Origin of the sequence: Chryseobacterium sp. FH1 (assembly GCF_000735135.1) — a bacterium.
GTDB lineage: Bacteria > Bacteroidota > Bacteroidia > Flavobacteriales > Weeksellaceae > Epilithonimonas.
Map to the genome: position 1 here is coordinate 1,544,143 of NZ_JPLZ01000006.1, position 22,524 is coordinate 1,566,666.

The following is a 22,524-nucleotide window of genomic DNA, read 5'->3' on the forward strand; positions in this document are numbered from 1 at the left end:
GCGCTGTCCACTAATATCTTTTTGTTTTTAGAAATTTTGTAAAACGGTAGAAAGATTGGTTCAAAAAACAAAAAGGATAACCGTTACCATCGCTCACGCGCTTCGCAAAGTACAACCTTTCACATCAAAACAAGTTTCCCATAACTCTCAAACTCTCAAACCCTCAAACTCTCCAACTTCATCGATAATTTCTGAGTCAATTCCTTGCGACTAAATTCATTGATACTAGCAGAATTTTGAATTGCTTTTCCAGATTTCCAATCCTGATATAGCGACAGAATAAAATCCGAGATTTCCCCACTTTCCGAATAATCAAAATGCTTTCCCGCTTTGGTTTTTTCCAGAATAGTTTCCACATCAGCGTATTTCGGGCCGAAAGAAATAATCTGTCTTCCCGTCGCCAGATATTCAAACAACTTTCCAGGGATGATTCCTTTCGAACTTTCATTAGGAAAATTAGTTATCAAAAGCAAATCCGAATTTTCCATTTCCTTCACAGATTCATTGTGTGCCAAGTAACCAAGATTCTTGATGTTATTTTTCAAAACAGAATTCTCAATGTCGTTCAAGATTTTATCATCCACTCTTCCAACAAATTTCAATTCAAAATCATTAGAAAAATCCTGATGTTTTTCACAAAGTAAAGTCAAAGCATTCCAAAGATTTTCGGGATTTCTCAATTGCTCCATAACGCCAACGTAGCTCAAAGTGAATTTTGCAGAGAGGAAGGGATTCGAACCTTCGATAGTTTCTTGTTTGTCAAAACCGTTAGTAATACAAAAAGCATTCGCCCCATTTTTCATAAAATTCTCTGCGTCCGTGTAGCTTGTCGCCAATGTCAAATCTGCATTTTCGAAAACTGATTTTTCAAGTTCTCTGTGTTTTTTGTCAGAACCAGAAGTTAGTTTCAAATGTTTGTAGTAGGAAATCTCTGTCCAAGGGTCACGGAAATCGGCAATCCATTTTAAATTAGGCAATTCTTTTTTCAATCCGAGTCCAATCAAATGCAAACTGTGAGGCGGACCAGTTGTGACAATTGTATCAATGTGATTTTCGGTCAGATAATTTTTTAAAAATTTAATCGAAGGTTTTACCCAAAATTTCCTTGCATCTGGAATGAAAAAATTACCTCTGATAAAAATAGAAAGCTTCGAAACAAAAGACTGATTCTTCCCAACATCAAACTGTCCACCTTTGAATTTCTTATTGCTCTTACTAAATTTCTCCGCAATCTGATAAGGTTCCCAAATATTGGTCTTCACGATTTTCAGATGTTTTGGAACTTCTTTTATTAAAGTCTCGTCCATCAAAGGATAACTCGGGTTTTCCGGTGTGTAAATAATTGGTTCCCAGCCAAATTCTGGAAGATATTTTGCAAACTTCAACCAACGTTGTACGCCAGGTCCGCCTGCTGGTGGCCAATAATAAGTGACGATTAAAACTTTTTTAGAATTTTCCATTTAAGAATTTCGGCTTCATCAAACTATTCAGTAAATTTATATGTTTTTTCGAAAGGTCTAAAATAGGACTTTTTACAGTTCGTTTCAAAACCAAAATCAAGAAAAACATTAATTTCTATTTCAAGACCAATGAACTATTTCTCCGACCAAAAATTCACGAAAATCAGCACGGAAAAACTTGAAAAAGCGGATTACGAAAACTGTATTTTCACGGAATGCAATTTTGCGAATCAAGATTTATCAGATTTCAAATTCTCGGATTGTGACTTTAAGGATTGTGATTTCAGCAATGCGAAGATTCATCAAACGGCTTTTAGGGACGTGGTTTTCAAGAATTGTAAAATGATTGGGCTTAGTTTTGATGACGCGCATTCCTTCAATATTTCTTTCAAGTTTGAGGGTTGTCTGCTCAATCATTCTTCGTTTTATCAATTGGATATTCGGAAAACGGTGTTCAAAAATTGCAGTCTTCAGGAAGTCGATTTTACGGAAGCAAATCTTTCCAATTCATTTTTCGATGATTCAAATTTGACAAACGCGGTTTTTGACCGAACGATTTTGGACCAAGCAAATCTGAAAAATGCCATCAACTTTTCCATCGATCCAAGTAAAAATCAACTCAAAAAAACCAAATTTGCAAAAGACAATCTCTCAGGACTATTGGATCAATTGCAAATTATTATTGAATAATTAGACCTAATTAAATTAAAAAAATGAAAAAAATATTATACGCCAGTTTCCTTTTATCCATAACGGTTTCTGCACAATATACGGACATTAATATCATCAAAGAAGTCAAAGTGAAAAACAAAGGTGTTGTGGTTTCTGCGCATCCTTTGGCGAGTGAAGCCGGTGCGAAAATCCTTAGACAAGGCGGAAATGCATTTGACGCAGTGATCGCGACACAGTTGGCTTTGGCAGTTGTTTATCCTCAAGCTGGAAACATCGGTGGCGGTGGATTTATGGTGGCGACAACTGCAGAAGGAAAGAAAATCGCATTGGATTATCGTGAAACTGCGCCTTCCAAAGCATCTTTCGATATGTATTGGGACAAAGAAGGCAATGCGAATGTTGACCTTTCCCAAAACGGACGATTAGCAGTTGGCGTTCCGGGAAGTATTTCTGGGATGTTCGAAACTTTGAAATATGCGAAATTGCCTTTCTCTAAGCTGATTGAACCTGCGATAGATCTTGCGGACAAAGGTTTTGCCATCACAGAACAAGAAGCTGGATTGCTGAATTCCCACAAAGCTGATTTCCTCAAAAATAACAAAAACAAAACGGTTTTCGTAAAAGATACAGATTGGAAAATTGGAGATTTGCTGATTCAGAAAGAATTGGCGGAGACGTTGAAAAGAATCCAAAAGTCGGGTGAGAAGGAATTTTATCAAGGAAAAACAGCAGATTTGATTCTTGCGGAAATGAAACTCGGAAACGGAATTGTACAATCTCAGGATCTTAAAAATTATAAAACCAAAGAAAGAAAACCGCTTGTTTTTGATTACAAAGGACATCAGATTGTCTCGATGCCCTTTCCTTCCAGTGGTGGCGTTTTGTTGGCGCAAATGCTGAAAATGTCTGCTTATGAAGATCTTTCAAAGTACCAACAAAATTCGACAGAAGCGGTTCAAATAATGGTGGAAGCGGAACGGAGAGCATACGCTGATAGAGCGGAATATATGGGCGATCCGGATTTCATCCAAGATAAAACGGCAATGCTGATCTCCGATGAATATTTGAAAAGTCGTTGGAAATCTTACAGTCCAAAATTGGCTACGCCGAGTAAAGACGTGGGAAATATCATCAATTCAAATCGAAAGGAAAGTACGGAAACCACGCAGGTCTCTATCTTGGACAAGTTCGGAAATGCGGTTTCTGTGACCACGACTTTGAACGGACTCTATGGAAGCAAAACGGTAGTTTCCGGCGCGGGATTTTTCTTGAATAATGAAATGGACGATTTCTCCATCAAACCAGGCGTTCCAAATATGTTCGGCGCAGTTGGCGGAGAAGCGAACAAAATTGAGCCCGGAAAAAGAATGCTTTCCTCGATGACGCCGACTTTGGTTTTGAAAGATAACAAAGTAAAAATAGTGGTTGGAACGCCTGGTGGAACTACGATTCCGACGTCCGTTTTCCAAGCGATTGTTGGCGTGATTGATTTCAAACAAAACACCAATTTCTCTGTCAACGCTCCGAAATTCCACCACCAATGGTTGCCGGAAATTGTAACTGTCGAAAAGAATTTTCCATCAGCCACCATCAAAGACCTTGAAAAAATGGGATATAAGATTGACAAGCGCAGTCAGATCGGAAGAACAGAAATGATTTTGATTGATGATAATAAAACCGTTCACGCGGTTGCAGATGGGAGAGGAGATGATTCTGTGGGAGTGGAGTGATTTTTTTTAATTAGCAGTAATTATGAAGTCAAAATTCTCAATTTTATTTCTGTTTCTAATTTTACTTTTTTCTTGTTCTAAAGATGAGATTCAATATATAGAACTTACAGGTGGACGTGAAATGGATCGTAGCAAAGAAAGATTTGGCATTAAAATTAAGTCGGATAACCACATTTATTTTTGTAAAGAGATAATGGATGTTAAACCAGATAACTATGATCATCATAGCGGAAAATATAGTTACTATAAATCAATTTCAAAAGTTGATTTTATGGAATATCAAGCTTTAGTGTTCAATAATTTTTCAAGAGATAAGGTAGATGCATTTAGTTCTATCCCGGATGCAAAAGCTTATCAGATAAAATTTCAGTTCACGAATGCGCAGGAAAAATTGACATTCTATCCCGAGTATTTGAATGAAAAACAAAGTTTTATTATTGAAATGCTTGAAAGATTAAAGTATAAGAAATTTAAGGCGATAGATTCAATTGAATTTTCGAAAGATTTACTTCAAGAGAAACTTCCAGAGCCACCAAAATTTTAAACAAAGCCAAAGCAAAAGGCTTCCAAATTTTGGAAGCCTTTCATTATTATATCAAACTGAAAATTACCTCGCGATATTCACAGATCTTGTTTCTCTGATAACAGTTACTCTTACTTGTCCTGGGTAAGTCAATTCGTTTTGAATCTTTTCAGAGATATCGTAAGACAATTGATGAGCATTTTCGTCGTTCACTTTTCCACTTTCTACCATAACTCTAAGCTCTCTTCCCGCTTGGATTGCGTAAGCGCTGGAAACGCCGTCGAAACTTAACGCAGCTGCTTCAAGATCTTTCAACCTTTGGATGTAAGATTCCAAGACTTGTCTTCTTGCGCCTGGTCTTGCACCGGAGATGGCGTCGGCAACCTGGATGATTGGTGATAGGAGAGAAGTCATTTCGATCTCGTCGTGGTGAGCACCGATTGCGTTGATCACTTCAGCATTTTCGCCATATTTCTCAGCCCATTGCATTCCAAGAAGTGCGTGTGGCAATTCAGATTCCTGCTCTGGAACTTTTCCGATATCGTGTAACAAACCAGCTCTTTTCGCAAGTTTTACATTTAATCCCAATTCCGCTGCCATAGTTGCTGCGATGTTCGCAACTTCTCTGGAGTGTTGAAGAAGGTTTTGACCGTAAGAAGAACGGAACTTCATTCTACCAACCACTTTTACCAATTCTGGGTGAAGACCGTGGATTCCAAGATCGATGATGGTTCTCTTACCAACTTCAATGATTTCTTCCTCGATTTGTTTTCTTGTTTTTTCAACCACCTCTTCGATTCTCGCTGGGTGAATTCTACCATCTGTCACCAATCTGTGAAGGGACAATCGTGCAATTTCTCTTCTCACAGGATCGAAACAGGAAAGAAGGATTGCTTCTGGCGTGTCATCAACGATGATTTCTACGCCTGTCGCAGCTTCCAACGCTCGGATGTTTCTACCTTCACGTCCGATGATTCTACCTTTGATCTCGTCGGATTCGATATTAAATACAGAAACCGAGTTTTCAACTGCTTGCTCTGTTCCAATTCTTTGGATGGTTTGGATAACGATTTTTCTGGCTTCACTTTTCGCATTCAGTTGCGCTTCCTCCATAATGCTTTGAACGTGCGCTGATGCTTTCGTTTTAGCTTCTGATTTCAGGGATTCTACCAATTCGTTTTTCGCTTCTTCTGCAGAATAGTTGGATATTTTTTCCAGCATTTCTACTTTCTGAGCGGTTGCAACTTCCAGATCGTGTTGTTTTTTCTGAACAACTTCCAATTTTTTGTTGTAGTCTGCAACTTGTCTTTCCAGGTCTTTTTCTAATTTTCCAGCTTTGCTAAGCTCGTCATTTAGTTTGTTTTCTTTGTCCTTGGTGCGTTTTTCAGATTCCTGCATCTTTCTCTCACGTGATTGGATGTCTGCATCGTGCTGAGATTTAAGCTCCATAAACTTTTCTTTTGCCTGGAGATGTTTTTCTTTTCTTACAGCTTCTGATTGCACATTGGCTTTTTCTATAATGTTTTCGGCTGTTTTCTTTGCATCTTCTATCACGAACTGTGCTTTTGTATTCAAAGAACTCTTTCCGAAGAAAAGTCCTGCAACTGCGCCGATGATAAGTGCAACAACACCGATAATAATGGTAAGTGTGTCCATAAAATTTATATATATTGAGTTTTAATTGTCTCTTTTGTTTTGTAAAAAGTATAATGTACAATGTACGTTGACTTTCTTTATTATAATCTTAATACTTTATACATTTTTACTTTGTACATTGTACATAAAAAAACCTACAACAGTTCAGATATAGAGTAAACTCCATAAAAACACGATTTGAACTGATTTTCACTCTCTGTAATCTGCGCAAGGCAGCACGCCATCAAATGAACTTTCGTCCGGTAATTTTTAATTGTTGAGTTTACTTCTTTGTGTTAGAACTATTGTAGGTAGCTTGTCAATTCGAAAAAAAATTATTTTTCTAATTGGTCTAAGAGTGCGTTGATCTTCACCACGCGCTCGTTTGTATTTTTAATATTTTTCTCATTGTTTAAAGAATAAACTTCTGCGTTGGTCCCGAGTTTCAAAACGCACATTGCGAGTGCATCTTGTTTGTCCCTCACGTCGAAACTGGCTTCGAAGTCCTTAATCATACTTTCTATCTGCTTGCCAACTTTCCTTAGGGTTTCCTCCTCGGCTGCTGGTACATTTAGCGGATAATTTCGTCCGGCAATAGTTATAGTTATTCTTCTGAAATCCATAGTTATAAGCCGGTGTTTTGTAATTCAGAAACGCACATATCTATTTCTTTTACCAGTCTGTTGATGTGATTTTTCATCAAGCGGTTGTGTTCTGCGTTTCCGGATATTGCTGAATAAAGTTTTAATTCTTTGTTTTCTTCTACTAAGATCTGGTTTCTGCGTTTCTCTGCAACATATTCTTCCTTCAATTTCTCCAGCTCCTCAGACGTTTCTGCGTGTTTCTCCGAAAGATTCTTAAACTTCTTATAAAGATTGAGAATCTTTTTTTCTAAAACAGAAAAGTTGTTTTCTAATTCGCCTAACATAACCAGAATTAAATTCTAACTTTTACAAAAATAGGAAAAATTAATGATGATTTAACACGTTATTTCTGTTTTGTGAAATCGAAATTGCTTCTGTTTGATTTATAATGATTTAACTTTAAGTAAGTCATCAAAATAATTAAGAATGAAAACTTTGAGAATCATTTAATCTAAATTTAAATAAAAAAAAGAGCCTTTGGGAAAAAGCTCAATTTGTATTTTATTCAAATTTCAGAACGAACATAAAGGCTCTGGATTGCATTGTAGAAATCGTTGGCGTCCAATATGGCGGTGTTGTGTCTTTATCAGAGACCAATTCGTTGTTTGTGAAGAATGTTCCTCTGATTGCAGGTGTCAGTTTAAATCTACTGAAGTATAACTGAATACCAATCTCCGCACTCCAACCGAAATTGTGAGTTGTAGTTCTGAAAGTATTCTGTAAATTGTCACCTTCTGATGTTTGGTTGGATTGCAAATTAACCAAGTAATTAATCCCGGCCGCAGCGTAAGGTCGCGAGTTGTACCAACGATCGCCATGAACTTCCAGCAAAACTGGAATATCAATATAAGTTGACTTTACAATTTTTTTTGTGTAAGCTTCATCTGGATTTGAAATTACTTCAGCAAAATTTCCATCCTGAAGAGGGAAGCCTGAAGGATATAATTCATTGACACGGTCGAAAGTGTTGAAAGTCAAATCTCTTTGTACAAAATGCAAACCTGGTTCAATTCTCAAATCAAAGAATTCATTCAATCTCATTTTTCCGATCAATCCTGCTCCGAAACTGTAGGTCGCCTTGGACTCTACCAAATTCTGGTTGCCATCCATCCCTAAAACAGGATTGAGATTCATTTTGTAATCGAAGTTATTGGCTGCAAGATAAAATCCGTAGCTGAATTTATTCAGATCAAAGTCTTCCAAATTGTCCATTCTGTCTTTGGTCCTGAACAAATTGTTGTAAGTCTGAGCCTGTAAATTAGTGCTCAGAAGCACTGCAAATGATAAAATCTTGATAAGTCTTTGCTTCATCCTATTTTGTAGCTTTATAAATGGTGGCTATTCCTAAACTTAATTTTGTGTATTCTACTTTTTTGAAACCTGTGTTCAGCAGAATTGTTTTCATCTTTTCTCCAAATGGAAACGCATTCACAGAATCCGGAAGATATGTGTAAGCGCGGTTGTCTTTGGAAACCAAACGCCCGATTGCGGGCAAAATGTTCTTAAAATAAAACATATAAAACGGTCCCAAAAATCCTTCTACTTTGGAGAATTCTAAGATATAAATACTTTTATTGTCTTTCACAACTCTTCTTAATTCTGATAATCCTTTTTCCAGATTCTCAAAATTTCTTACTCCAAATGCAACGGTAACGCCATCAAATTTATTGTCCTCAAACGGAAGTTGTTCCGCATCGCCTTTCTGCATAGAGATTTTGCCATCCAGATTTTGTTTTTTGATTTTCTCGATGCCAACGTTCAACATTTGTTGGGAGAGATCCAAACCTACAACATCCGCATCGGTTCCTTTTTGTACGGCAATTGCTAAATCTCCGGTTCCAGTTGCAACATCCAACACCAATTGTGGTTTGTCTTTCGCAAGCATCTTAACCAGTTTGTTTCTCCAAAGCACATCAATTTTCATCGACAAGACGTGATTCAAAAGATCATATTTCGGCGCAATGTTGTCAAACATATCTTCTACTTGACTTTTCTTGCTGTACTCGGAGTTGTATGGTGTTACGTTGTTGTGTTCCATTTTCTTGATGAATGATAAATAATAGTTGATAAATGATTATTAATGCTTCTTAATCATTTAATTTTTTAATAATTAATTTACTAAAACTTATAATAGTTCTTGTAATAATTGATGAAATCCTGCTTTCTGAAAATCTTGGTTCGGCTTTCTACTTTTGCCACATTTTTTACGATTTTGTCATAATCTTCATCCAGATTGTAATAAAAATCTTCTGTATAAAGTTTGTTGACCTTTTTCACATCGCCAAGATATTGCTTTTTGTCAATCTCAATTCCAGGTTGTGAAGCAATTAGTGAATCTTTGTTCAGACCATAACCGTAATATTGATTATTGATGTAATAATCCTTATTTGTGATGTTTAGCAAACCTCTAACTTTGTTCACCGTGAAGGCAGAGTCGTAAAGAATTGTTTTATTTTGGTCAAAAACTTTGATGCTGTTTTTACCTTTGTTCAAATTTACTTTCAAATATTGACCAGCGGAAAGAATGTTTTCCTCACCGTTGTTGATTTTGAAATAGAAAGTCTCAGGCGTCGGGTTATCTACCAAGTAATAATTGGGTTTCGCTAAAAACAAAAAGTAGATCGCAAACGCAGATCCCAAAGCCAATAAAGAAATAATCAAGCCTTTCGTAGAGGCGCTCAGATTTTTCATAAGTAGATTTTATTTTTTTCAAAAGTCTTATGCAATCGCAGGCTTTTTGTCTTTTTAATTAGAATGGCAATAGCGATTTCGTAGAACGAAAATCAATATTAAGGATGCGAATTTACGGATTTTTTTCCGAGCGTTGATTTTTATAATTCTGATATTAATCAAGACCTTGATTCCTGAAAAGCATAACCTCGCAATCTCTCAATTTTTCTGTTTTTTCTGGATTGAAATCGAAAGTTGGCGCTTTGGTTCCATTTTCGAGATTCAAATTTGGGGTTTTGAAGATCAAAGCTTCATCCCAAAGGTTTTGATCGACGAATTGTTGCAACGTAAATCTTCCACCTTCAATGATGACGGATTGAATTTGCAATTCATACAACTTTTCTAAGATTTGATTTAACGAATTTTCTTTTTCTATTTTAATGAATTTCAGATTTTTATCTTCATAATTTTTAGTTGAATTAAAGATAATCGTTTCTGCATCGTTATTATAAATATTGAAATTCTCAGGAATATCAAGATTAAAATCAATCAAAATTCTAATAGGATTTCGACCTGCAATTTCTCTCACTGTCAAACTAGGATTGTCGTGAAGTGCGGTATTTTTTCCAACCAAAATTGCGTGTTCCTCACTTCTCAATTGATGGACCAATTGCTTCGAAAGTGAATTGCTGATCTGCGTCGGCTTGAAATCCTTGTCCATAAAACCATCCGCAGATTGCGCCCATTTTAGAATAATAAATGGTCTTTTCTTTTCATGGTAAGTAAAAAATCTTTTGTTGAGTTCTCGGCATTCATTTTCTAGAATGCTGGACACAACTTCTATTCCTGCATCGGTGATGATTTTTTTTCCTTTTCCGTTCACTTTGTCGTGGCTGTCCATTGCACCGATCACGACTTTTTTGAAACCGAGTTCTACAATTTTCAAAGCGCAAGGTGGCGTTTTCCCAAAATGCGCGCAAGGTTCCAAAGAAACATAAATCGTAGATTCCGGAATCAGATGTTTGTCTTCGTCTTTTATGGAATTGATTGCATTGATTTCTGCGTGCGGTTCGCCAGCTTTTTGATGAAAACCTTCGCCAATGATTCTGTCATTGTGGACAATCACCGAACCAACTAACGGATTTGGATAAGTCTTTCCCAGAGCTTTTCCCGCCAATTCTATGCAACGTTTGATGTAATATTCTTGATTCAAAGATTAAATGATTAAAAAATTAGATTATTGAAATCGGACAACGATCAACTGAAAACTATCAAGCAATTACTTTTTCTTCGCTTCAACAGCAGTTGGTTTGTAAGTCACTGGCGGAATTGCCAGTGTGATAACGGCTTCCATCAGTCGGCTTCTTTCTTTTGACAAAGATTTAGAAGCGTATTTCAAATCGCCCGCAAGTCTTTTGGAATAGGAGAAAATCAAGAACGATTTTTTGCCTCCAGCTTCGAAACTTTTGAATCGGTCAATATTATATTCAGCGTAAGATTCGCCTTCTTTTGGAACTATGGTCACGAGGTAATCAACTATGATTTCCTTTCCATCTGGACTTTCCGTTACACTTACAAAGGAATATTTGTCCTGGGTTCTTTCTTTTCGTTTTTCGACATATTCCACTTTTTGTTTCACGGCAGTGTCCATATCGATTTCTTTGTCGAAGTAAGAAATATTAATGAGTTCTTTGTAATTGTTAAAATCGTCATCTCGCAAAATATACTGCTGTTGCGCCCAAGTTGGCGAGTTTTGTTTGCTCCAGGTCAGGATATATTCGTTATCGTGAAAAGTCAATGGACCAGCAATGTTGAGTCTGTCAACCACTTCAACTGGCGCAGAAACCGCCGTTTCTTCAGTTTTTGTTTCCTGAGAATGAAAAGCCGAAGTGAATGCGAAAAGACTAAAAGCAGAAAGTAGAATTTTATTTTTCATAATTATTTTTTTTTTTTGTTTTTTAATTTCCCTGATTCTTGATCTAAATAACAAAACAGAAATTATGATAAGAATTGATCCGATTAAATTCATTATTAATGAATTGATTTCCTCTGATTTTGGCGATAGCACAAGTGCTAAACCTGTAATTAATAGAAAAATACCAAAGCCGATTTTTGTTTCAAAGGATGTTGCTAGAACCTCTAGAATTCCTAATAAAAATTCGCCTCCGATTTTCTTAAAAATATTGTTGTTTTTCATTAATTAAATCTTTGGAAAAGTTGTTACGCTTTCAATTCTTCCGGAATCTCACAAACAGGAATCGGATTCATTTTATGTTGCGTCGCTCTGTTGAATCTTAGATAAATGGTCATCACTTCTTTTTCTCGTCCATCAAAATCAGCTTCGGTTTTTCCGGCTTTTTGCTGTTCCATTGCCCATTCCAATTCAGGATAGGTTGCGCCGATTTGGTCTTCGTCCGTTCTTTCTACTTCCCAAAGTCCGTCTGTTGGTTTAGCTTTCTGAATGCTTTCAAGAATGCCTAATTCTTTAGCGATTTCATAGATTTGAGTTTTGTAAAGATCCGCGATAGGAGAGATGTCTACGCCACCATCGCCATATTTTGTGAAAAATCCAACGCCAAAATCCTCCACCTTATTTCCAGTTCCCGTCACAAGAAATCCGTTGATTTGACCATAATAATAAAGCGTCACCATTCTTAATCTGGATCTCGTGTTCGCTTCAGCGAGATTTTTGCTTGGCGAGTCGTCTTTGTAGCCTTCCGTTGTTTTTTCGAAACTTTCAAAAGTAGGCGTTAGATCAACTCGGAAACCTTCTACATTTGGAAAATTAGATTTCAAAAAATCGATGTGATCCTGAGCTCTGTCCACTTGATCTGCTTTTTGACGGATAGGCATTTCCAAAACCAAAACCGGCAATCCTGTTTTCGCCACCAAAACTGAAACCACAGCAGAATCAATTCCTCCGGAAACACCAACCACGAAACCTTTTGAGTTAGCTTTGGTTGCATAATCTTTTAACCAGTTGACGATATGATCTATTACTTTTTTTGTCTGCATATTTTTTTATTATTTTTAGCCTTGTCAAGGTTTCAAAGCTTGACAAGGCTGTTTTTAACTTTTATTTTTTTTCTAGTTCGTACCAATAGCAATTGTCGCCATTATCAAGAAATTCGCCTTTGTTTTCAAAACCTAATTTCGTGAGAATAGAATTGGAAGATTGATTTTCGACATCGGCATAAGCATAGATTTTATCAGCATTGAGTTGATTAAAACCTAAATCCAATGAAGCTTTTGCAGATTCTGTCGCGTAACCTTTTCCCCAGAATTCAGGAAGAAATCTGTAGCCCAATTCGTAAATATTTTTGAAACCGTTGACTTCCTCTGTCAAAAGTTTGATACCGCTCCAGCCGATAAATTTGTTAGTTTCCTTTTCGATGACCGCAAGTCTGCCAGTTCCGTTTTTTTCGTATTGATTTAGGATATTCTCAATCATTTTTTCAGATTGTTCTTTGCTGATAGAAGGCGGAACACCTACATACTTCATCACGTCGGGATTGCTGTCCAAAAGGAAGATGTTGTCAACATCATCTTTTGTCAATTTTCTTAAAATTAATCTTTCCGTAATTATTGGTAGCTTCATCTATTAAATCGTATTTTTGCTTTTCGAAAATCTTAATGTAAAAATAATGAAGTTTTTCCGATATATCTCTTTTTCGGCCATAATTGTTTTCAGTTTGTCGGCGTGTAAAAAGGAAAACGAAAATAGATGGGACGTTGAAATCAAGAATCCTGTCAAAAAAATAAACATCACGGACATCTCTGGCGAATTCTACAATTCTGAGGTCAGTCTGGAGGATTTCAAAAAGAAATATCCGTGGTTTCAAGGTTCTGTGCCTGATGCAGATTACGATGATCGCCGAAAAGATACGATGGAAGTTCGCATTTACAAAGAAGCGATTTCCAAGATTGATAAATCCAAACTTGACAAAGATCTGGTGAATCTTTTCTCGCACATCAAAAATTATTTTCCGAAATTTCAACCGCCACATATTTATCTTTATTCATCGGTTGTTGATGCTCAGAATGTCATAGATCCGATCTTTTTGAGAGAAGATGAAAATATGCTTTTCGTCGATATCACAGGATTTTTGGGAGATGGAAATAAGAATTACAGTGGACTTGATTTGTATTTTCAAAAATCGATGACTCCTGAAAATTTGGTTCCCAAGATTTCTGCTTTTTTTGCATCAAGGTTGGTTCCTGTTCAGACAGCTCAGCAAAAGTTTTTGGATCAAATGGTTTATCAAGGCAAGATTCAGATTCTTCAAGAAGCCTTTTTGCCGAATGTTCCTGAGCATTTGAAAATGAATTATTCCAAACAACAATATGATTGGGCGGTCGCGAATGAAGCCAATATCTGGAATTACTTTGTGGAAAACGATTTGCTCTTCAGTGCAGACGCTGGACTTTCCGAAAGATTCATCACCCCTGGACCATTTTCAAAATTCTACACAGAAGTGGATCCTGAAAGTTCGCCTCAGATTGCCATTTGGACAGGCTGGCAAATTTGCAAACATTATTTGAATGCCCATCCCGAAGAAAAATTGGACGTGTTTTTGAAAAGAAATGCAACGGAGATTTTCAATGGATCGGAGTACAGACCTAAGTAAAGTTGGAGAATGGGAGAGTTTGAGAGATATAGTAGACTAACATATTTCGAATCTTAAATCTCTAATTTTTTGATCATTTAATTTTTTAATCATTAATTTTAATATAACAATGCGTAAGACAAAAATTACAATAGATATCGAACTGGACGAAAATCACGTTCCAGAAAAAATGACCTGGAATGCTCAAGACGGTGGCGTAGAAAACCAAGAAACCAAAGCCGTAATGATCTCAGTTTGGGACGAAAAAACTTCCGAAGCATTGAGAATCGATCTTTGGACAAAAGATATGCCTGTGGATCATATGAAACGTTTCTATCACCAGATCATCGTTTCTCTAGGACAAACTTACCTGCGTGCAACTGGCGAAGAAGATGTTGCTGGTTGGCTGGAAGAAGTAGCTGAGGATTTCGCAGTGAAGTCGGCGATAAAAATGTAGTTGGCAATTGGCTGATGGCTTATTGCTATTGGCTTTTAACCTATTACAACAAAACAAAAATCTGCGGATCGCAAAAAGCTAATAGCCAATTGCCATTTGCAAAAAGCAAATTATTATGAAATTCAATACAAAAGTTATTCACGGCGGACAACAGCACGAGCCAGCGACTGGCGCAGTCAATGTTCCCGTATTTTTAACATCAACATTCGCGCAAAAAAGTCCAGGACAATTGATCTCTGGCTACGAATATTCAAGAGGTGCAAACCCAACTAGACAAGCTTTGGAAGATTCCTTGGCAAGCATCGAAAATGGTGCTAGAGGATTGGCTTTCGGCTCAGGTTTGGCCGCAATCGATTGTGTTTTGAAATTGCTAAATCCAGGTGATGAAGTGATCGCAGTCGATGATCTTTATGGCGGTTCCTACAGAATGTTCACCAGATTATTCGAAAAGTACCAACTGAAATTTACGTTCATTGGATTCGATAATGTTGAGCAACTTGAAAATGTCATTACAGACAAAACAAAACTAATTTGGCTAGAAACACCAACCAATCCTTTGATGAAATTGGTGGATATCAAAATGGTGGCTGATTCAGTAAAAGGAAAAGATATTTTGGTAGCTGTAGATAACACATTCGCAACGCCTTATATTCAAAAGCCTTTGGATCTGGGAGCGGATATCGTGATGCATTCTGCAACGAAATATCTTGGCGGGCATTCTGATGTCATCGCTGGAGCTTTGATCGCGAAAGATGCAGAATTGGGCGATAAATTACATTTCATCCAGTTTGCAAGCGGTGGGATTTTGGGACCTCACGATTCTTATTTGGTCTTGAGAGGGATCAAAACTTTGGCGCTTAGAATGCAAAGACATTCGGACAACGGTTTCGAAGTGGCAAAATATTTGGAAACGCATTCTTTGGTTGATAAGATCTATTACCCAGGATTGTCTTCTCATCCGCAATACGATTTGGCGACCAGACAAATGACGGAATTTGGAGGAATGGTTTCTTTCACGTTCAAATCTGGAAAGAAAGAAGATGCGGTTAAATTCTTGGAAAATATCAAAGTTTTCACTTTGGCAGAATCTTTGGGTGGCGTAGAATCGTTGGCAAACCTTCCAGCTTTGATGACGCACGCTTCGATCCCAGAAGACAAAAGAGCAGTTCTTGGAATCACGGATGACTTGGTAAGACTAAGCGTCGGAATCGAAGATGCAGAAGATTTGATTGCTGATTTGGAACAAGCGTTCAACTCAATAAATGATTAATGATAGATGATTTTTAATTAAGATTATGTTTTAAAAATAATTGAGTTATTCATTTTTAATTAATTTTTGTTTACCCCAACCCTAAAAGGGAGCAAAAATCAATTGAAAATTCAAGCAAAATTACTCCCATTAGGGTTGGGGAATTAATTTTGATAGAATTTTAAACAGGCTCTAAGTATTTATAAATCATTTATCAATTATCATTCATCAATTATCATTCATCAATTATAATTAAAAATATGACTTTTCGAGACGCCACTTTAGAAGACCTTCCAAAAATCGTAGAGATTTACAATTCTACGGTGGCGTCGCGATTGGTTACCGCTGATCTGGAACCGGTTTCTGTGGAAAGTAAACTCGATTGGTTTAATGAACACAATTCCGAAACGCGTCCGCTTTGGATGGTTCAGGATTCTCAGGAAAACACGATAGGTTGGGTGAGTTTTCAGGATTTCTATGGACGTCCAGCTTATCAGAAAACGGCCGAGATCAGTATTTATATTGATGAAAAATATCGCGACAAAGGTTTTGGAAGACAGATTTTGGAATTGTCAATCGACAGATGTTCAAGTTTGGGAATCGAAAATCTTCTCGCATTCATCTTTGCCCACAACCTTCCAAGTTTGACCTTATTCGAAAAATTCGGGTTTAAACTGTGGGCCAATCTCAAAAATATCGCTGAATTGGACGGCGAAAAAAGAAGTCTGATTATCTTAGGTAAGACCATTAAGCATTAGAATTATTTATGGAAAGTTACACGTATTGTTTGTATTGGATTCTTTCCATTTTGGCGATTCTATCGGTGTTTGTTCCTGTTATCAAAAACACATTCTGGATTTTCAGGATTTTCGATTATCCTCGTTTTCAGAAATTCGTCATTCTCATTATTCTTGCTTTTCTATGGAATTTCGCAGTTGAAAATCCGACGATTTACGATAAAATTCTTCTGATTACGGAAGTCGTAGTTGCACTTTATTTGTTTTATATCATCATTCCTTACACCAAATTTGGAAAGACAATGATAGATAAAACCGAACCAAATCCTGGCGAGGAATTGTTGGATATTTTGGTTTGCAACGTTTATCAGCACAACCGGAATTATCAAAAATTGGTTGAGCTTATCAAAGAAAAAGATCCAGCCATCTTATTCTTTTTGGAAACTGATGAAGAATGGAAAAAAGCTTTGGAAACGGTCACAAAAGACTATCAATACAAGATCGAAGTTCCGCTTGCCAACACTTATGGCTTGTTGTTTTACAGTCATTTTCCGGTTAAGAATTACGAGGTCAATTATTTGATTGATGACGATATTCCGTCCATTGTTGCGGATGTGGAATATAATAACAACGTTGTGCGATTGTTCGGAATCCATCCAACGCCACCTGTTCCTCAGGAAAATCCCGAAAGTACGGAGCGTGATGCCGAGATTCTGATGGTTGGCGAAAAAGCTGAAGAATACGGAAAACCAGCCATCGTTTTTGGGGATTTGAATGACGTTGCTTGGTCGCAAACTACCAAATTATTTCTCAAATCCAGCGGAATGCTCGATCCACGACGCGGACGCGGAATGTTCAATACCTTTCACGCCAAATATTGGTTTTTGCGTTGGCCTTTGGATCATTTTTTTGTAAGCCCGCATTTTCGGTTGGTAGATATGAAAGTTTTGAAAACCGTTGATTCTGACCATTTTCCAATTTGGATTTCGTTGGTCATTAGAAATGAAGATACTGAAGATCAATTGGATATTTCGCACGACGAAGAGCAGGAAGTGGCAGAAAAAATAGAAGAAGGAATCGAAAAAGGCGATGCCAATTAAATTTCGTATCTTGAAAATTAAATTTAATAAAAATGAAAAAGATAATTTTTAGTCTGATACTTTCCCTTGGTTTTATCTTCGGTTCTGCGCAGACAAGTATGCCAAAACCAATTGTCATCGTTCAAAATGTGGTGATGGGAACTTTGACTTTAAATAGTTTGGATCCCAATAAAATCGAAAGCATTCAGGTTTTTAAATCGCCTTCTTCCGAAACGGCAAATTTCGATGATTTGATTAAAAATGGTTTGATCAATGTCAAGCTTAAAGAAAAAATAGCCATTGAAAGTTTGACAATTTCTGAAGCTAAAAAGAAATTCCAATTGCCTGAAAATGCCTTAGTTTTCCTTAATGACATCCAAGTTCACAACGAAACTATTTTGATTGCAGAAGATCTGTTAAAGACCACGAGAATCATCAATCCTGATAAAAAAGTAAACAATTTCACTGCGCCAGTTTTGAGCATTAAAGCTGACTAAACTTGTTTTTACATTTCCGAATTGCTATTTTTGCTGGAATCCCTATTTTCAAAAATATGATTTTCACGAAGGCCAAATTATTTCTCTGCGCCCTTTTTCTAACTTCAATTTCAGCATCTTTTTCCGCACAAAATCGGATCAGCGATCACAACAATATCGGCTGGTACGCGTACAACGGAACTTTCAAGCTGGATTCTAAGTTTTCCATTCACACAGAATATCAGTGGCGAAGAAATGATTACATCACGTCTTGGCAACAAAGTCTCTTGCGTTTGGGACTTAATTATCAGGCGAATCCAAATTTGCAATTACGTGTAGGCTACGCTTGGGCAGAGACTTTTCCTTATGGTGAAATTCCACTCAACAGTCTGGGAAAAGATTTTACAGAACACAGGATCTATGAGATGGCAACCATTTCTGACAAAATCGGAAAGGTGGATTTGTCGCACCGTTTTATGCTGGAACAACGCTGGGTTGGGCGATATTCTGATGCCAACCTGACTTCCGAAGACCAATATCCATTTATGAACCGAGTGCGATATATGATCCGTTTGCAAATGCCTTTGAAGGGAAATTCGATTGGAGACAAAACGCCTTACGTTGCGGTTTACGACGAATTGATGATTGGATTTGGGAAGAATGTCGGCGAGAATGTTTTTGACCAAAATCGAATCGGAGTTTTGCTAGGTTACAAATTCAACAATTTGGTTAGGGTAGAAGGTGGATATCTGAATCAGATTGTGCAATTTGGACGAGAAATAGAAGGGAAGAATGTGTTCCAGTACAACAATGGATTTATTGTAAGTGCAAATTTCAATTTTGATTTTTCTAAGAAAGCTGTGGATTAATTTAACCACATAGACACATAGTTTTTTTGATTTAAAAAGGTTTCGACTCCGCTCAACCTGACAACGTTAATATTATTGACTTGTATACTGCGTTGTCATCCTGAGCGGAGTCGAAGGATTTTCTATGTATGAAAAAATCTTCTTTTGTGGTTCAAATAAAGAATAATCTTTAATTTCGCAAAATGAAAATAGCATTCCTCGGACCCGAAGCTTCTTTTACGCAGTTGACCGCAACGCAGTTATTCCCAAATGATGAATTGATCCCAAAAGCCAATATTTTGGATTGCTTTCTGGCGGTTCAGAATAATGAAGTGGACAAAGCAGTGGTTCCATTGGAAAACTCGATAGAAGGAACGGTTTCTATGACTTTGGATTATCTTTATCAAACGTCCGAAATCAAAATCGAAGCGGAAGCGGTAATGCCGATTGCGCATCATTTGATGATTCATCCAAGTCAGGAAAATCCAGAATCCATCGAGAAGATCTATTCTCATCCGCAGGCGCTTGCGCAAAGTTTTCATTTTCTGAATAAAAATTATCCCGATGTTCCGAAACAGGATTTTGCTTCCACAGCTGCTGCGGCAAAACGTGTCTCTGAAAATCCAGATCGTAAAATCGCAGCAGTTGCGAATAAATTTGCTGCAGAATTATACGGGTTGAAGATCCTTAATGAAAACATCCACGACGTTGAGGAGAATCACACGCGTTTCATCATCATTTCCAAAACTGAGAATTCTTACGAGAATCATCTGGAAAATATTGGGAAGAAAACCGCGATGCTTATCACTTTGCCACAAGATCATGCTGGAGGATTGCATCAGGTTTTGTCGGTTTTTGCGTGGCGAAATATGAACCTTAGCAAAATCGAATCCCGAACGCTGAAAACCAGATTGGGAAATTATTTCTTCTTCGTGACCGTTGTTGGCGGTTGGGACGATGTGCTTTACATCAATTCGGTTGACGAACTGAAAGCGATTGGCGCTGATGTGAAATTTTTGGGGAATTATAAAGAGTTTTTGTTGGAAGGGTAATTTTTAGTAAAAGGTTAAATTTTAAAAGGTGATTTAATTCATAATGTTGGACCATATTTATTTTTTATGATTTCCCAATCCACATTATGTTTTTTAAAGATTTCATTATCTTTTCTGGAATTCCACATCTTCCATCTTTTATTATATGAATTTTTGAAATATTTGTGATAATCATTTATTATTAAAATGAGTCTTATTAAACCAATCAAATTAATTTCTTTTTTATCATCAAGTAAGTAATATTCATCAATATCCTTGACAATATCTTTTGTTAATATGTTGTTTAATTCGTCTAAGTTTTTTATGCCATATTTTTCAATCTCATCAATTATATCTTTAGATGATCTCATATTAAAAATCTTGCCTTTCTTTATTAGAGATTCAAATTTTGTATTTATAAATTGTTGTAATGAAGTGGTATTGATTTCAAAATCTAATTCACCAGACTTTGTTCCTTTTTTTACTTTTAAAGATAGAGTGTCGATTTCTTTTGAAATATTATTAAATTCTCTATCTGCAATTTCTAATGAACCAGCTAAAAGCATAAATCTTCTAGCTATTTCATCTGGCAACTTACCTGAAAATTTATAATTTTTGTCGTGTTCTATTTCTGCCCAAGCGTGTTGTAAAATTGTTCTTACTTGTATTTCAAAAAATAAGTCTTTTAAATTTTTATATTCTACAAGACATAGTCTATCTTCCTTTAGTTTTGCAATAAAATGAATTGATTTGTAACCTACCTTATCTGTACCTAAATTTTTGCTTTTATCAATACTCCGATCAATATCAATTTCAAATATAGATTCTATAACCTTACATATTTTTTGAACATCTTCTTCTACATATGTTATGATTCTTATTCCAGCAAAATCTGTAATTTGTTCAATAGGATTATCATACTTTTCATTTGAAATTTTATTTCTAAAACTTTCTACCTCTTTAACTCTTGAATTTATTGCATGAAATGGTATCTTTTCAATTTCAAGAACTTCTATTATTATACTACTTATTTTACCGCATAGTTTCTTAAAATTTATTCTATTTTCAATAAACCAATTTACAGATGATTCAATTACAATCTCTTTATTTTTTTCCATAAATAGTGTTTTTAATTATCAATTTTTCTTTTATTAATAAAAAAATAAACAGGCAACCCAAGCAATATCAATCCCAATCCTGGCAACGTATAATCTGGTTTGTAGATTAGAAGCAAAATACAAAACGCCGTTCCAATCAAAAGGTAGAGTGCGGGTGTGAAAGGATAAAGGAAGGTTTTGTAACCTCTTTCCATTTCTGGTTTTTTGATTCTGAGGTAGATCACACCAAAAACGGTCAGCATATAAAACAGAACAATTACGAAGGAAACCATATCCAAAAGATTCCCGTATTGTCCGCTCAGGCAAAGCAAACTTGCCCAAATTCCCTGCATCCAAAGTGATTTTTCGGGAACGCCATTTTTATTATTTTCAACGGCGGATTTCAGGAACAAACCATCTTTTGCCATCGTTTGGAAAACCCTTGCGCCTGCTAAAACAATTCCGTTCACGCAACCAAATGTCGAGATCATCACAAGAACCGCGATGATGATTGTTCCAGCATTTCCGAACATTTTCTCCGCTGCAGAAACCGCAACTCTGTCATTCGCTGCAAAGGCAATTGAATCTCTGTCAAGCGCATTCAGATAAACGAAATTTACTAAAAGATAAAGAATCATCACGGCCGAAGTTCCCAAAATCATTGCTTTCACCACGTTCTTTTTAGGATTCTTAATCTCGCCGGAAATGAAAGTTACATTCTCCCAAGCCACAGAACTGAAAACCGAACCGACCATCGCAGCGGCAATACCACCAAGGATTGTTGCGCCGGAGATTCCCGTCCATTCTGTATTTTTTAAGTTTTGAAAAGCGTCCCAACCGAAACTCATATTGGAACTCCAATTGGATTTGTCGATCAAAATAAAACCTAAAATAATCAATCCGAGAAGTGCGATGATTTTTGAAGAAGTGAAAACATTCTGCAAGATTTTCCCGAATTGTACACCTTTGGTATTCACAAAAGTCAGGAAAAGAATCACAACAATCGCTAGGATCTGAATCCAGGTAATCTGAAATTCGCCACTTTGGAAAATTGGAGCAGCGTCATTCAGAGAAGGAACAAGATAAGCTGTAAACTTTCCGAAAGCCACAGCCACTGCTGCAATTGTCCCGGTTTGAATTACCGTAAACATTCCCCAACCGTAGAGAAATCCCATCGGTTTTCCAAAAATTTCCGTGATGTAAGTATATTGTCCGCCCGCTTTTGGAAACATCGCCGAGAGTTCGCCGTAGCTGATCGCCGCCGCAACGGTCATAACGGTCGTAATTAGCCAGACCACGATCAGCCAATAGCCAGACCCAAGATTTCGCATGATGTCTGCGCTCACGATAAAAATCCCGCTTCCGATCATCGATCCCATCACAATCATCACGGCGTCCCAAAGTTTGAGTTTCTTTTCCATAGTTTTTTATTCTTCATCAAATATAAAAACATCTTTGGTATTTTGATGACGGCGAGTGAATTAAAAGTTGTTGAAATAGTTTTTGCGATAATATTTCCAAAGAATTCTTATCACAAATATGGGTGAAAACATTATTCTTGATAAAAATAATACACAAATGAAATTTTATTTACAAATTCCATTAGCAT

General features: G+C 36.7%; 25 protein-coding genes. 12 read left to right on the top strand and 13 right to left on the bottom strand.

Going from position 1 to position 22,524, the window contains the following annotated elements; genetic code table 11:
• Nucleotides 1-155 precede the first annotated feature (155 nt).
• Nucleotides 156-1,460: a glycosyl transferase family 1 gene (locus IO90_RS13920; RefSeq protein ID WP_034967745.1), complete on the bottom strand. Its 1,305-nt coding sequence runs from the start codon at nt 1,458-1,460 to the stop codon at nt 156-158.
• A 129-nt stretch (nt 1,461-1,589) separates the two neighbouring features.
• Between IO90_RS13920 and IO90_RS13925 the strand changes: the two genes are divergently transcribed.
• Genes IO90_RS13925 through IO90_RS13935 form a run of 3 tightly spaced genes read left to right on the top strand, consistent with a single transcriptional unit; the run spans nt 1,590 to nt 4,406 of the window.
• A complete protein-coding gene (locus tag IO90_RS13925) occupies nt 1,590-2,150 on the top strand; it encodes a pentapeptide repeat-containing protein (protein ID WP_034967748.1) in 561 nt (186 codons plus the stop codon).
• Between the two features lie 23 nt (nt 2,151-2,173).
• A complete protein-coding gene (gene ggt / locus IO90_RS13930; RefSeq protein ID WP_034967752.1) occupies nt 2,174-3,862 on the top strand; it encodes a gamma-glutamyltransferase in 1,689 nt (562 codons plus the stop codon).
• Nucleotides 3,863-3,884: 22 nt separating this feature from the next.
• Nucleotides 3,885-4,406, top strand: a complete 522-nt coding sequence (locus IO90_RS13935) for a hypothetical protein (RefSeq protein ID WP_034967756.1) — start codon at nt 3,885-3,887, stop codon at nt 4,404-4,406.
• A gap of 63 nt (nt 4,407-4,469) precedes the next feature.
• Here the strand turns inward: IO90_RS13935 and rny are convergent, their stop codons facing one another.
• The 8 genes from rny to IO90_RS13975 all read right to left on the bottom strand — a co-directional run bounded on the left by rny (nt 4,470) and on the right by IO90_RS13975 (nt 11,270).
• A complete protein-coding gene (rny, locus tag IO90_RS13940; RefSeq protein WP_034967760.1) occupies nt 4,470-6,041 on the bottom strand; it encodes a ribonuclease Y in 1,572 nt (523 codons plus the stop codon).
• A 314-nt stretch (nt 6,042-6,355) separates the two neighbouring features.
• The gene (locus IO90_RS13945; protein ID WP_034967765.1) at nt 6,356-6,643 is read right to left on the bottom strand and encodes a cell division protein ZapA; all 288 of its coding nucleotides are present in this window, start codon (nt 6,641-6,643) and stop codon (nt 6,356-6,358) included.
• Between the two features lie 2 nt (nt 6,644-6,645).
• Nucleotides 6,646-6,948 carry a hypothetical protein gene (locus IO90_RS13950; RefSeq protein ID WP_034967769.1) on the bottom strand — a complete coding sequence of 101 codons (303 nt, stop codon included), beginning with the start codon at nt 6,946-6,948 and terminating at the stop codon, nt 6,646-6,648.
• A 217-nt stretch (nt 6,949-7,165) separates the two neighbouring features.
• Complete coding sequence (locus IO90_RS13955) at nt 7,166-7,975, bottom strand: porin family protein (protein WP_034967774.1); 810 nt, start codon at nt 7,973-7,975, stop codon at nt 7,166-7,168.
• Between the two features lies 1 nt (nt 7,976).
• Nucleotides 7,977-8,702 carry a bifunctional demethylmenaquinone methyltransferase/2-methoxy-6-polyprenyl-1,4-benzoquinol methylase UbiE gene (gene ubiE, locus IO90_RS13960; protein WP_034967778.1) on the bottom strand — a complete coding sequence of 242 codons (726 nt, stop codon included), beginning with the start codon at nt 8,700-8,702 and terminating at the stop codon, nt 7,977-7,979.
• Between the two features lie 80 nt (nt 8,703-8,782).
• Nucleotides 8,783-9,355 (bottom strand): hypothetical protein, encoded by a 573-nt coding sequence (locus tag IO90_RS13965; protein ID WP_034967783.1) that lies wholly within the window; start codon nt 9,353-9,355, stop codon nt 8,783-8,785.
• Nucleotides 9,356-9,509: 154 nt separating this feature from the next.
• Nucleotides 9,510-10,547: a bifunctional diaminohydroxyphosphoribosylaminopyrimidine deaminase/5-amino-6-(5-phosphoribosylamino)uracil reductase RibD gene (gene ribD, locus IO90_RS13970; RefSeq protein ID WP_034967786.1), complete on the bottom strand. Its 1,038-nt coding sequence runs from the start codon at nt 10,545-10,547 to the stop codon at nt 9,510-9,512.
• 66 nt (nt 10,548-10,613) lie between these two features.
• Nucleotides 10,614-11,270, bottom strand: coding sequence for a hypothetical protein (locus IO90_RS13975; protein ID WP_131450893.1), 657 nt, complete (start codon nt 11,268-11,270; stop codon nt 10,614-10,616).
• Nucleotides 11,271-11,334: 64 nt separating this feature from the next.
• Between IO90_RS13975 and IO90_RS18920 the strand changes: the two genes are divergently transcribed.
• Nucleotides 11,335-11,538: a hypothetical protein gene (locus IO90_RS18920; RefSeq protein WP_131450894.1), complete on the top strand. Its 204-nt coding sequence runs from the start codon at nt 11,335-11,337 to the stop codon at nt 11,536-11,538.
• A gap of 16 nt (nt 11,539-11,554) precedes the next feature.
• On the opposite strand, the gene nadE is transcribed toward IO90_RS18920, so the two are convergent.
• Both nadE and IO90_RS13985 read right to left on the bottom strand, forming a co-directional pair.
• Nucleotides 11,555-12,349, bottom strand: a complete 795-nt coding sequence (nadE, locus tag IO90_RS13980; protein WP_034967792.1) for an NAD(+) synthase — start codon at nt 12,347-12,349, stop codon at nt 11,555-11,557.
• A gap of 61 nt (nt 12,350-12,410) precedes the next feature.
• The gene (locus tag IO90_RS13985; RefSeq protein WP_034967796.1) at nt 12,411-12,932 is read right to left on the bottom strand and encodes a GNAT family N-acetyltransferase; all 522 of its coding nucleotides are present in this window, start codon (nt 12,930-12,932) and stop codon (nt 12,411-12,413) included.
• 46 nt (nt 12,933-12,978) lie between these two features.
• Between IO90_RS13985 and IO90_RS13990 the strand changes: the two genes are divergently transcribed.
• The 8 genes from IO90_RS13990 to pheA all read left to right on the top strand — a co-directional run bounded on the left by IO90_RS13990 (nt 12,979) and on the right by pheA (nt 19,839).
• Nucleotides 12,979-13,962 (top strand): gliding motility protein GldB, encoded by a 984-nt coding sequence (locus IO90_RS13990; protein WP_034967799.1) that lies wholly within the window; start codon nt 12,979-12,981, stop codon nt 13,960-13,962.
• A gap of 109 nt (nt 13,963-14,071) precedes the next feature.
• Complete coding sequence (gene gldC / locus IO90_RS13995) at nt 14,072-14,398, top strand: gliding motility protein GldC (RefSeq protein ID WP_034967803.1); 327 nt, start codon at nt 14,072-14,074, stop codon at nt 14,396-14,398.
• Nucleotides 14,399-14,513: 115 nt separating this feature from the next.
• Nucleotides 14,514-15,668, top strand: a complete 1,155-nt coding sequence (locus IO90_RS14000; protein WP_034967807.1) for a cystathionine gamma-synthase — start codon at nt 14,514-14,516, stop codon at nt 15,666-15,668.
• A 239-nt stretch (nt 15,669-15,907) separates the two neighbouring features.
• Entirely contained in the window at nt 15,908-16,405 is a 498-nt protein-coding gene (locus IO90_RS14005) for a GNAT family N-acetyltransferase (RefSeq protein ID WP_034967810.1), read from the top strand.
• A gap of 8 nt (nt 16,406-16,413) precedes the next feature.
• Nucleotides 16,414-17,484 (top strand): endonuclease/exonuclease/phosphatase family protein, encoded by a 1,071-nt coding sequence (locus tag IO90_RS14010; RefSeq protein ID WP_034967814.1) that lies wholly within the window; start codon nt 16,414-16,416, stop codon nt 17,482-17,484.
• Between the two features lie 32 nt (nt 17,485-17,516).
• A complete protein-coding gene (locus IO90_RS14015; protein WP_034967818.1) occupies nt 17,517-17,960 on the top strand; it encodes a hypothetical protein in 444 nt (147 codons plus the stop codon).
• A 56-nt stretch (nt 17,961-18,016) separates the two neighbouring features.
• Nucleotides 18,017-18,808: a DUF2490 domain-containing protein gene (locus tag IO90_RS14020; protein WP_034969249.1), complete on the top strand. Its 792-nt coding sequence runs from the start codon at nt 18,017-18,019 to the stop codon at nt 18,806-18,808.
• 182 nt (nt 18,809-18,990) lie between these two features.
• Nucleotides 18,991-19,839 carry a prephenate dehydratase gene (pheA, locus tag IO90_RS14025; protein WP_034967821.1) on the top strand — a complete coding sequence of 283 codons (849 nt, stop codon included), beginning with the start codon at nt 18,991-18,993 and terminating at the stop codon, nt 19,837-19,839.
• Between the two features lie 38 nt (nt 19,840-19,877).
• Here the strand turns inward: pheA and IO90_RS18710 are convergent, their stop codons facing one another.
• Together IO90_RS18710 and IO90_RS14035 are read right to left on the bottom strand one after the other, a co-directional pair.
• Nucleotides 19,878-20,936 (bottom strand): GTP pyrophosphokinase family protein, encoded by a 1,059-nt coding sequence (locus IO90_RS18710; protein ID WP_034967825.1) that lies wholly within the window; start codon nt 20,934-20,936, stop codon nt 19,878-19,880.
• Between the two features lie 11 nt (nt 20,937-20,947).
• On the bottom strand, nt 20,948-22,336 hold the full coding sequence (locus IO90_RS14035; RefSeq protein ID WP_034967830.1) for an APC family permease: 1,389 nt from the start codon (nt 22,334-22,336) through the stop codon (nt 20,948-20,950).
• Between the last annotated feature and the right edge of the window lie 188 nt (nt 22,337-22,524).